This window comes from Vibrio sp. L85, assembly GCF_963871815.1.
In the GTDB taxonomy this organism is placed as follows: domain Bacteria; phylum Pseudomonadota; class Gammaproteobacteria; order Enterobacterales; family Vibrionaceae; genus Vibrio; species Vibrio harveyi.
This window is the reverse complement of record NZ_CAWMYL010000234.1, coordinates 102909-114513: the sequence shown is the minus strand read 5'-3', so window position 1 is coordinate 114513 and position 11605 is coordinate 102909. Positions and strand designations below refer to the sequence as shown.

General features: G+C 44.8%; 10 protein-coding genes. 4 read left to right on the top strand and 6 right to left on the bottom strand.

The genetic code is table 11. The annotated features are described in order from the left end of the window. The first annotated feature begins 289 nt into the window (after positions 1-289). From AACR11_RS21845 to AACR11_RS21830, 4 genes are all read left to right on the top strand, one after another. A complete protein-coding gene (locus AACR11_RS21845; protein ID WP_079324439.1) occupies positions 290-2242 on the top strand; it encodes a PTS mannitol transporter subunit IICBA in 1953 nt (650 codons plus the stop codon). 114 nt (positions 2243-2356) lie between these two features. Beyond that, positions 2357-3505 (top strand): mannitol-1-phosphate 5-dehydrogenase, encoded by a 1149-nt coding sequence (locus tag AACR11_RS21840; protein WP_005450436.1) that lies wholly within the window; start codon positions 2357-2359, stop codon positions 3503-3505. 86 nt (positions 3506-3591) lie between these two features. Further along, on the top strand, positions 3592-4122 hold the full coding sequence (locus AACR11_RS21835) for an MltR family transcriptional regulator (RefSeq protein ID WP_005450437.1): 531 nt from the start codon (positions 3592-3594) through the stop codon (positions 4120-4122). A 102-nt stretch (positions 4123-4224) separates the two neighbouring features. Continuing rightward, a complete protein-coding gene (locus tag AACR11_RS21830) occupies positions 4225-4869 on the top strand; it encodes an HAD family hydrolase (RefSeq protein ID WP_029788813.1) in 645 nt (214 codons plus the stop codon). Here the strand turns inward: AACR11_RS21830 and AACR11_RS21825 are convergent. From AACR11_RS21825 to AACR11_RS21800, 6 genes are all read right to left on the bottom strand, one after another. Continuing rightward, on the bottom strand, positions 4823-6217 hold the full coding sequence (locus AACR11_RS21825) for a heavy metal sensor histidine kinase (protein WP_079324437.1): 1395 nt from the start codon (positions 6215-6217) through the stop codon (positions 4823-4825). The two genes, AACR11_RS21830 and AACR11_RS21825, sit on opposite strands and share 47 nt — an antisense overlap. Then, complete coding sequence (locus AACR11_RS21820; RefSeq protein ID WP_009698838.1) at positions 6210-6899, bottom strand: heavy metal response regulator transcription factor; 690 nt, start codon at positions 6897-6899, stop codon at positions 6210-6212. Before AACR11_RS21820 ends, AACR11_RS21825 begins: the two co-directional genes overlap by 8 nt. A 73-nt stretch (positions 6900-6972) precedes the next feature. Further along, positions 6973-7350: a DUF3316 domain-containing protein gene (locus tag AACR11_RS21815; RefSeq protein ID WP_009698839.1), complete on the bottom strand. Its 378-nt coding sequence runs from the start codon at positions 7348-7350 to the stop codon at positions 6973-6975. 131 nt (positions 7351-7481) lie between these two features. Continuing rightward, entirely contained in the window at positions 7482-8594 is a 1113-nt protein-coding gene (locus AACR11_RS21810) for a DUF481 domain-containing protein (RefSeq protein ID WP_005450448.1), read from the bottom strand. A 222-nt stretch (positions 8595-8816) separates the two neighbouring features. Further along, entirely contained in the window at positions 8817-10649 is a 1833-nt protein-coding gene (glmS, locus tag AACR11_RS21805) for a glutamine--fructose-6-phosphate transaminase (isomerizing) (protein ID WP_005450449.1), read from the bottom strand. 115 nt (positions 10650-10764) lie between these two features. Beyond that, positions 10765-11526 carry a DeoR/GlpR family DNA-binding transcription regulator gene (locus tag AACR11_RS21800; protein WP_005450450.1) on the bottom strand — a complete coding sequence of 254 codons (762 nt, stop codon included), beginning with the start codon at positions 11524-11526 and terminating at the stop codon, positions 10765-10767. Positions 11527-11605 lie beyond the last annotated feature (79 nt).

Sequence of the window (11605 nt, the reverse complement as noted above, 5' to 3'; positions counted from 1 at the left end):
AGTATTTTGGATTTAAATTTGTCAGAAGATCGAATTGATCACTAGTATTTTTATTGACAGATTTGAAAGTGGCTTTTTGTTATTTATTTACAGGTCAATAAGTCGATCCAAGTCACTTAAAAACCGTTTCTCAGCCTAGGAAATGCGGGCGTAGATCACGAAAAACCCGTTGTCAGTTCCAATTGGAAAATGTGTGGTAAATTGATTGGGTACTAAGCAATCAAACAAGCGGTTTTGGCGAACCGTTTACTACAACAATATTCATCAGAACATCGAACGGGGAATTGTTATGATATCACCAGATGCCAAGATCAAGATACAAAATTTTGGTCGTTTTCTGTCAAACATGGTAATGCCAAACATCGGCGCGTTTATCGCGTGGGGCTTTATCACTGCTCTATTCATCCCAACTGGATGGCTACCTAACGAAACGTTAGCCTCTATGGTTGGCCCTATGATTACCTACTTGCTACCACTGCTTATCGGTTATACCGGTGGTAAATTAGTCGGTGGCGATCGCGGTGCGGTAGTCGGCGCAATCACAACAATGGGTGTGATTGTCGGTACAGACATCCCAATGTTTATGGGTGCAATGATGGTCGGTCCGATGGGTGGCTGGGCGATCAAAAAATTCGATAACTACATCGACGGTAAAGTAAAAAGTGGCTTTGAGATGTTGGTTAACAACTTCTCTGCAGGCATCATCGGCATGCTATGTGCGATTCTTGCTTTTATCTTTATCGGTCCATTCGTAAAAATTCTATCTGGTGGCTTAGCAGCTGGCGTTAACTTCCTAGTATCTGCTCACCTGTTACCACTGACTTCAATCTTCGTTGAACCTGCGAAGATCCTGTTCCTAAACAACGCGATCAACCACGGTATCTTCTCTCCACTAGGTATCCAACAAGCGTCTGAGACAGGTCAATCTATCTTCTTCCTAATCGAAGCGAACCCAGGTCCTGGGCTAGGTATCTTGCTGGCTTACATGGTGTTTGGTAAAGGAACGGCTCGTCAAACTGCCGGTGGTGCATCAATCATCCACTTCTTCGGCGGTATCCACGAAATTTACTTCCCATACATTCTAATGAACCCTCGCCTAATCCTAGCTGCCATTGCAGGTGGTATGACTGGCGTATTCGTTCTAACAATGTTTAACGCAGGTATCGTTTCTCCAGCATCACCAGGTTCAATCTTCGCTATCTTGTTGATGACTCAGAAAGGTTCAATCGTAGGTGTACTCGCATCTATCGCAGCAGCAACAGGTGTGTCATTCGCAGTAGCGGCACTACTAATGAAGACGCAAACGTCAACAGAAGAAGACGGTGATGAAGCTGCACTAGAGAAAGCAACATCACAAATGAAAGACATGAAATCTGCATCTAAAAACGATGCGGTGGTAAACAGCCAAAGCAAAGGTGACGTAGACCTAGCGACAGTACAAAACATCATTGTCGCTTGCGATGCGGGCATGGGTTCAAGCGCAATGGGTGCAAGCATGCTGCGCAAAAAGGTTCAAGACGCCGGTCTGAACATCCATGTAACCAACCTTGCTATTAACAGCTTACCAGAGAGTGCAGATATCGTGATTACTCATAAAGACTTAACGGATCGTGCACGTAAGCATGCTCCGAACGCACACCACATTTCATTGACGAACTTCCTAGACAGCGAAATGTACAACCAGCTAGTCACCAAACTACTAGCAGCACAAAACCAATCCGCAGCCAATGACGACCAAATGGTAAAAGTGTCGGTAATGGCGGCGAACGACGACAGCTTTGAGCCACAGCAACCATCTGTATTCCAAATTCAACGTGAGAACATTCACCTAGGTTTGAAAGCAGCCAACAAAGAAGAAGCCATTCGCTTTGCAGGCAACAAATTGGTTGAACTTGGCTACGCAGAACCAGAATACGTAGACGCGATGTTTGAACGTGAAGCGTTGGTTCCAACTTACCTAGGCGAATCTATCGCAGTACCTCACGGTACCGTAGAAGCGAAAGACCGCGTGAAGAAAACAGGCATTGTAATCTGCCAATACCCTGCGGGTATCCAATTTACTGAAGACGACGATGATGTAGCAAAACTGGTTATCGGCATTGCCGCTAAGAACGATGAGCACATCCAGGTGATTACCACCATTACAAACGCGCTCGATGAGCCGGAGGCAATTGAGAAGCTAACTAGCACCAACGATGTAGAAGAGATTCTGAACATCCTTGGTGGTCAGCAAGCGGCTTAATCACTCCTTTTAATTTGCTCCTGAGCAAACCGAGGTCAGCTGTCACCCCCTATGCGGTTGGCCTCACCCTAGATTCGTTTTAGTCAACATTTCAGACATTGGTAGGTAAGAATTATGAAAAACGCAGTTCATTTTGGCGCAGGTAACATTGGTCGTGGCTTCATCGGAAAACTATTGGCAGATGCAGAAGTCGAGGTCACATTTGCAGACGTTGATGCTCCACTGGTTGATCAACTTAGCCACAAACAAGAATACAAAGTAAAAGTGGTCGGTACGGAATGCCAGATTGACACCGTAACCCACGTCACCGCTGTTAACTCCGCCAGCGAAGATGTCATCGATCGCATTGTAAAAACTGACTTGGTAACAACTGCCGTAGGTCCCAACGTACTGGACATCATTGCAAAAACCATCGCGACCGGCATTGCAAAGCGCTTTGCGGCAGGCAACGAAAAACCGTTGAACATCATCGCGTGCGAAAACATGGTTCGTGGCACGACTCACCTAAAAGGTGAAGTGTACAAACATTTGGATGAATCATTACACGCGAAAGCAGACGAGCTAGTTGGCTTCGTCGACTCCGCAGTGGACCGCATCGTACCACCAGCAGAAGCCGCGAACGATGACCCACTAGAAGTCACGGTAGAGAGTTTTAGTGAATGGATTGTGGATGAACAGCAATTCAAAGGTGAAATCCCTGATATCGCAGGCATGGAAAGAACCAACAATCTAATGGCGTTTGTCGAGCGTAAGCTGTTCACCCTAAATACGGGTCACTGCATTACCGCTTACTTAGGTTGCTTGAAAGGACATCGCACTATCCGCGAAGCAATTGAAGACCCAAGCATTCACGCAGAAGTAAAACAAGCAATGCAAGAAAGCGGAGAAGTACTGATCAAACGCTACGGTTTTGACCGCGACATGCACAACGCTTACATCGAAAAGATCCTAGGTCGCTTTGCCAACCCTTATTTAGTTGATGAAGTTGATCGTGTTGGTCGCCAACCAATTCGTAAATTGGGGGCGAACGATAGATTAGTGAAGCCTTTACTCGGTACAATTGAGTATGGCACTGAAAATAAAACTCTTTTGAAAGGCATTGCTGCTGCGTTGAAGTACACTAACGACACCGACCCACAAGCAGTAGAACTGCAAACTTCATTAAAAGAAGTGGGTGTGAAGAAGACGCTAGCGACATACACAGGTCTTGCAGAAGACAGTGCTGAAGTGGCTCAAATCGAGACACTTTACAACCAACTTTGATTTACCTAGGGGAGCTTGGCTCCCCTTCTATATCCTTATCCACTTAAAGAGATGGGGATACTAATAATTAGAAATGTATTCAGTATATGGCAGATAACATCAACGAAACCGAGATCATTGAGCGATTAAACAGCGCACCTTCGGTACGAGGCTTTTTTATTGCAACCGTCGACGTATTTAACGATTCGATCGATGGGCTAGTGCAAAGAATTTTTCGTAAAGATAACTTCGCTGTCCAATCTGTGGTCGGTCCGCTGCTACAAGACTCAGGACCACTGGGCGATCTATCTGTTCGTTTGAAGTTATTGTTTGGCTTAGGTGTGCTTCCCGATGATATTTATCACGACATCGAAGACATCATCAAACTCAAAAACCAACTCAATAGTGACGCTTCTGATTACGAGTTCACAGACCCCAATATTCTAGAGCCAATCAAAAAACTGCACTTGGTGAAGAAGATGGGTATGGTACAACTCGAAGTCAGCGAACCAGATGACGATATCGACCTTGAGTTTTATCAGCTTCAACTGCAACGTCAACAACAAATCATTAAGTCAGGGCTCTCGCTTGCAATTGTCGAAATCTGCAATGAACTCGGCAAAGAGAGCCCATTCTAACGCTATTTATACCCAAGTTACCTTCAAAAGGATTCGAGGTTGCTTGGGTATAACAACATAATCAATGTCAGCCGCTCTACACCCTACGTAGGAGCTCTACCAATGTTAAAAGCTGTACTTTTTGATATGGATGGACTGATTTTCGACACCGAGTCTATCTACAAACAGAGTTGGCAGTACGCCGCCACCGAGCAAGGCTTAGCCATCACTGATGATTTCTATCAACAATTCATCGGCGTCCAAGACCCTGAATGTGAAAGAATACTCGCCGAGCATTTTCAACAAGCTATCGATATGTCGCGCTACAAGGCTGTGCGAGATGAGCATTTCCATCACCTCAGAGATCAAGGTATTGCGCTCAAACCTGGCTTCGATTCGTTGTTACGAGCCATTAAACAACGTGGTTTGCTCACTGCTATTGTGACCTCTTCTCATCTCCCAGAAGTAAAACATAACTTCAATAATACTGAGTACCTTACCCAGTTCGATTTAGTGATTACCGCTGAAGATGTAGAACGTGGTAAGCCCAACCCCGACTGCTATCAAATGGCTTATCACCACCTCGGCATCGATGCAAAAGAGAGTCTTGTATTGGAAGATTCGAACAATGGCATTAAAGCTGCTCTCGCTGCTGAATGCCACGCCGTGATGATTCCAGATTTACTGCCACCACTGCAGGAATTTAAAGATAAAGTGATAATTAAAGCATCTCTTGAGGAAGTGATTCCGCTTCTGGATACGCTTTAGCTGCGGGCAATATTAAACAGAACTGGGTTTGGTGTTCTTCTGAAGTCACGGTGATCTTGCCATCATAAGCGTGAACGATCGACTGTGTGATCGACAACCCTAGCCCAGCTCCAACGCTGCCAGAATGTTGGCGTGACTTGTCGACTCGATAAAAGCGATCAAATAGATACGGTAGATTTTGCTTAGGTATCGTCTCACCGACGTTGTGAACGGTAATGGTGACAAACTCATCACTCTGCTCGACATCAACACGAATCGTTGTTTCATCATAAGCATGGCGAATGGCATTAGAGAGCAAATTCCCTACCGCTCTCTCAAACATATTTCGATCCATGTACAACATCGCTTGCCCCGAAGTGATGATGCTCAAAGCAGAATCTTCCGCCAGTATGCCAAAGTACTCGATTAAGTGAGCAAGCTGTTCATGAACAGCGAAGTGCTCATTGTGTCGATGGATAAGCTTATTCTCCGCTTTTGCGATATACAGCAAATCATTGATGGTCTTGGTAATTCGGTTTAACTCTTCAAGCGTAGAAGCAATCGCTTCTTGGTATTCCTCCGATGTACGGCACGCGCCTAATATCACTTGGTTTTGGGTCGTAATATTGGTCAAAGGCGTTTTGAGCTCATGAGCAATATCAGAAGAAAACTCACTCAAACGATGAAAACCAGTTTGTAACCGATCCAGCATGGCATTGTGCTTAGTAGCAAGTTCACGTAGCTCTACTGGTAAGGTTTCTGGGGCAATGCGGATATCCAACTGTTCTGGTGTGATGTGTTGAATGTGCTTATTTAAGGTCAAAATGGGCTTTAAACCGCGATGTACGATCACCCGGCTAAATAGCGTCGATGCAATAAATGCGAAGCCTAAAGACCAAAATAAGATCCAACCAAGCTTATTTAAGAATAATCGATGATGGTTGATGCTCACGCCAATAACAACAGTGACATCTTTGGTTTTAAAAGCGAACGCTCGAATATCTAACGAGTTTTCACGCCACTCTATCGCATTGTTTTGATTTAAGATCTGTGGAGAGCTCAGCGTCAACGACAAATCCTTAGGGATAGAGAGCGTCGAGTTTTTGTAAGTCAGTGCTTCCTCTTTAAATGCCCACATATAGACAGAGCTATTGTCGATAAGTAGATAAGCCGACTCCGGCGAGACCAGCATCGTCTTTTCTATCGAGTTATATTTGGTCACTGTGTCGTTGTAATCTTGAGTAAAGAAATGACGTTCGATGGTGTAATACAGAATGAATGCTAAAGCGAGATATACCACCAATGTCGTGCCAACAAACATCAAAACGAGCTTGTTTTGCATAGAGAGGTTGGCTGGTAACTTACGCATCAAGAGCTTCCAACTTGTAGCCCATCCCTCTAACGGTGTGGATCAAAGGTACCTCAAACGGCTTGTCGACCTTTTGGCGCAATCGCTTAACGGCAACATCGATAACATTGGTGTCGCTATCAAAGTTCATGTCCCACACAAGTGAAGCAATGGTCGTTCGTGATAGGACTTGTCCCTCTTTTCGCATCAACAGCTCAAGTAGCGCGTATTCTTTGGCAGTTAAAGTGATGGTTTGCCCGTTCCGCGTCGCAACTCGCTTCATCATGTCCAGCTTTAGGTCGGCTATTTGCAGCGTCTGCGAAGAAGTTAAAACTCGCGAGGAAGTATGATGGCGAAACACATTTTGAATTCTCGCCAGAAGCTCGGCAAAGGCATAAGGTTTGACGACGTAATCATTGGCTCCTAATTCAAAACCACGAACACGATCCTCAATTTGTTCTTTAGCCGTAAGCATAATGACCGGGGTATGGATATCACTGCTACGCAGGGTGTTAAGCACTTGCCAACCGTCGAGCTTTGGTAACATGATATCGAGAAGAATAAGATCATAAGACTCACTTGTTGCATGATACAGCCCGTCTACACCATCGCGCACCCAGTCAACAACATAACCCGATTCTACCAGCCCTTTTTGCAAGTATTCTCCGGCTTTCAATTCATCTTCTACAATCAGTAATTTCAACTTCTATCCTCAACCTCAGCCATCAAAAAAAGAGTACAACGCAACAACATCATACTCTTTTCACGCTTCACTTTTATCGATTACTATCGCGCTCTGCATAGTGCACTTTGACATTCACTGTACCGACATATTCCAGCTGCCCATCTGCGTTCATGCGTTCTTGAACCGTGATGAACCCACTGTCTTTCAGATGAGTGCTCTTAGATGCAATATTGAAGTTAGAGATATTCAGCTCTTTATTAAGCTCACGAGCCGACATGCTTTTCAAAGCATTCAGTTCAGCGAAAGCTTGTTGGTATGCGGCATCTGACGTTGCGGTAGGTTCCACAGAGAGAGTCTTCATCTCTTCTCTGCTCACATAATTACCGCTAGTGAAGATAGGGTTGGCAAACGCGGATGCGCTAGTGATTGCCATAGCTGCGACAAGGAGAGCGGTTTTCATTGCTTTCATGTTGATGACCTTTTCAGTGTGTTTGTTTTCAATGACTTCATTATTCAACAAGACACCTGACACCAACCTATCCCAAAGATGACATTTTTGTCATAAATCCAACAATCATCTTCGCCTCACAAGGAGCATAATCAAATCTCGTAAGTTAAACCAAAGTGGAATTTGTAGTCGTCTTTCTCTGGTACTACCCCCTCCGAGTCGGCTTTGGTGTCAGAGACATGATCCCAAACGGCTTTAATGCTAAGTTCAAGATCATCAACAAGATCGATATCGAAACCTAGCTCGTTGGTATGACGGGCGCCGCCCGCGTCGTTACTTGCCCAATTCAGGTTATAGGTATGGCTTAAATCGATGTCATCGGTCAGTTCATACTCAAAGTTAGATTCAAACGCCAGCGTGTTACTGGTCGCGTCACCCGATTCCCCCTCTTCTACCGTCTTAAAATCGGTGTACTGATAACCGGGACCAATAGAGACATCCCACTCTGTTTGTGAATTGGCAATGATAAAGTAACCCATCTGCATTGAAGCATTAACCTGGTATTCAATGTTTTGAAACTCATCACTGAGTACAGAGAGTTTGAGCGGTCGAAAGAACAGACGATTGCTCAAATAGATGTCGTAGGAGCCATCAAACGAACTATTGTTTGCCGTCGTTTTATCATTCGTCTTGGAGTTTTCGTGCTTCGCTTTTAACTTGGTGCGTGAGCCAACGGTATTTCTTTCCGCTTCCACTTCACCGAGCAGTGAAAACTCATCAGTGTTGCCTTTGCTAATGTCTAAGCCAAAGAAAATCTCAGTCGTCCAATGATCAGAGTCTTTCTCTGCCCCGCGATAAATCGATACAACATCCGTAATAGGAAACGCCATCTCTTCACCGTCATTAGTCAAGTACAGCTGCTCATCACGAATCGACAGGTAACCATCGAAAACATCACCGCTTGCGGTTCGAATGGTAAAAAAGCTCGCTGTTTCTAATATCGCGATATCTTCCAGTTCAATCTCTTGATCACCAAGATCATCACTATCAAATTCAATCTCTTGATCGAACGAGTTCGTTTCTTCTTTGATTGTCCCCGTTAACTCGCCTTTGATCACCTCGCCAGATTTAAGTTGTAGCCAATCATCGTTTTCATCAATAAATACTGTTTGGCTTTTGCGTTGCTGCGTTTGTTCTTCATCTGCTAAGGCGTAGTGATGGTAGAACGAAGAAACAATACATACTGCCAAGAGTTTGATTTTCATAGTGACCTTTTCAGTTCAATAGAAACCACATCCGTTGGGCTTACGATAGTAATGCTCGCCGTCCGACGTGTCAGAAAGTAAACAAGTGAATGTCAACGTATTGCGCATCATAACCATGTCAACAAGCATAAAAAAAGCGAAGTCATGTGACTTCGCTTTAGGTTCTCGCTACTTACATAGCGCAACATAAACAAGTGTAATCTTAATCACACCATGTGTTGATTATTCTACGGTTACCGCTTTCGCTAGGTTACGTGGTTGATCTACGTCCGTACCTTTGATCAGCGCTACGTAGTAAGAAAGTAGCTGCATTGGAATGGTGTAGTAGATCGCCGCCGTGATTTCACTAACGTGTGGCATTGTGATGATCTTCATTGTCTCATCACCTTCAAAGCCTGCGTCAGCATCGGCAAATACGTAAAGCAGACCACCACGAGCACGTACTTCTTCAACGTTTGATTTCAGCTTCTCTAGAAGATCGTTGCTTGGTGCAACAACCACAACTGGCATATCTGCATCGATCAATGCTAAAGGACCGTGTTTCAATTCACCTGCCGCGTAGGCTTCTGCGTGAATGTAAGAGATCTCTTTTAGTTTTAGAGACGCTTCCATCGCGATTGGGTAGAACTCACCACGACCTAGGAATAGAGTGTGGTGTTTATCGGCAAAGTCTGGTGCTAGTGCTTCAATTTCTTTTTCGAAAGACAGCGCTGCATTGATTTGTTTCGGTAGAGCGTGAAGCGCTTCTACGATCTCTTTTTCTTTCTCTTTGCTAATGCGGTTTTGTTGCTTACCAAGTGCCGTCACTAGCATGAGTAGCGCAGAAAGCTGAGTCGTGAACGCTTTAGTTGATGCCACACCGATTTCCACGCCTGCACGTGTCATGAATGCGAAGTCAGACTCACGAACCAAAGAAGAACCCGCTACGTTACAGATGGTCATTGCCGCCATGTAACCTTTCTCTTTTGCTAGGCGAAGTGCTGCTAGCGTATCGGCGGTTTCACCAGATTGAGAAAGCGTGATCAATAGGCTATTTGGACGCGTCACAAATTTGCGGTAACGGAATTCAGACGCGATTTCTACATCACAGCTCACGCCCGCAATGTCTTCAAACCAGTAACGTGCTGTCATACCAGCGTTGTAAGATGTACCACATGCAACGATTTGTACGTGTTCCACTTTGCTTAGGATTTCTGCCGCGTTAACACCGATTGCTTCAGTGACAACAGAGTCTGCCGTGATACGACCTTCCATTGTGTTGATCAACGCTGTTGGTTGTTCGTAGATCTCTTTCTGCATGAAGTGACGGTATTGACCTTTGTCACCTGCGTCGTGTTCCGCGTTTGATTCTGTGATTTCGCGTTCTACACGCTCACCTGTTGCATCAAATACCGTTACGTCACGACGAGTGATCTCAGCAACATCACCTTCCTCTAGGTACATGAAACGGCGTGTTACGTTAAGTAGCGCAAGTTGGTCAGACGCGAGGAAGTTTTCACCCACACCAAAACCAATAACGATTGGGCTACCTGAGCGCGCCACAACAATACGTGAAGGATCTTTACGATCCAGTGCCACTGTACCGTATGCACCTTCAAGTTGTTTTGCTGTTTTTTGTACTGCTTCAAGCAATGTTTCTGAAGTGCGAAGCTCCCACTCAACCATGTGAGCGATAACTTCAGTATCCGTTTGAGATTCAAATACGTAACCGCGAGATTGAAGTAGCTCACGTAGCTCTTCGTGGTTTTCGATGATGCCGTTGTGTACTACTGCGATGTCACCAGACATGTGTGGGTGTGCGTTCACTTCTGAAGGCTCACCGTGTGTTGCCCAACGAGTGTGTGCGATACCAGTACCGCCGATCACTTTTGCTTGATCAACTGCGTCTGCCAGCTCTTGTACTTTACCTAGACGACGAATACGCGTTAGGTTGGTTTCGCCATCAACGATCGCTACGCCCGCTGAGTCATAACCGCGGTATTCCAAGCGACGTAGACCTTCAACCAAAATTTCTGCAACATCTCGTTGTGCTACTGCACCTACGATTCCACACATGTGTTTATCTCCGTTTGTAGTTTTGTTCTTCCCTAGCCATGGTTTCAAATAGAGGCAGCAAGCAAAGGCCTTTATCCAGAGGGAAGTGAAATATGAAACTGTTTACTTAGTTAGATTAGGCGCAAATGACTTTTACGCCATGTTGTTCAATCTGTGCTTTGTGTTCTGGCTGTAACTCTGCGTCGGTAACCAATACATCAATTTGGTCCCAAGCCAACTCTAAGTTCGGAATTTTGCGTCCGACTTTTTCAGACTCGATCATAACAATGACTTCACGAGAGACTTCTGCCATGACTTTGCTTAAGCCAACCAATTCATTGAACGTTGTGGTTCCGCGCTCTAAATCGATACCATCAGCACCGATAAACAGCTGGTCAAAGTCGTAAGCTCTTAGTACAGATTCGGCTACTTTGCCTTGGAAGGATTCTGAGTGCGTATCCCAAGTTCCACCTGTCATTAACAGGGTTGGTTCGCTCTCTAATTCGTTAAGTGCATTTGCGACATGCAACGAGTTGGTCATTACAACCAAACCACGTTTGTCGTTTAATTGCTGAATCAATGCCGCTGTTGTGCTGCCACTGTCGATCACAATTCGGTTATGGTCACGAATCAGTGATGCCGCCGCTTTTGCTAGACTTAACTTTCGACTCGAAACAATTGGACTCAATTCTTCATGAATAACTTCGGTTGGAATCGAAATCGCACCACCGTAACGGCGCAAAAGTTGTCCATTTTTCTCTAAAGAAGCTAAGTCCTTTCTAATCGTGACTTCTGAGGTTTCAAATTTCTGCGCCAGTTCATCAACGCTGACTTCCCCAAGCTCATTTACTAGGTTAGAAATGGCGTGTCTTCTTAGTTGAGTGTTTCGTTTCGACATTTATGTTTTGATTTTAAGTTTCGATTTGAAATTTATTATAGTCAAAACGAAACTTTTAAGTCTATTTATTTCGATCCAA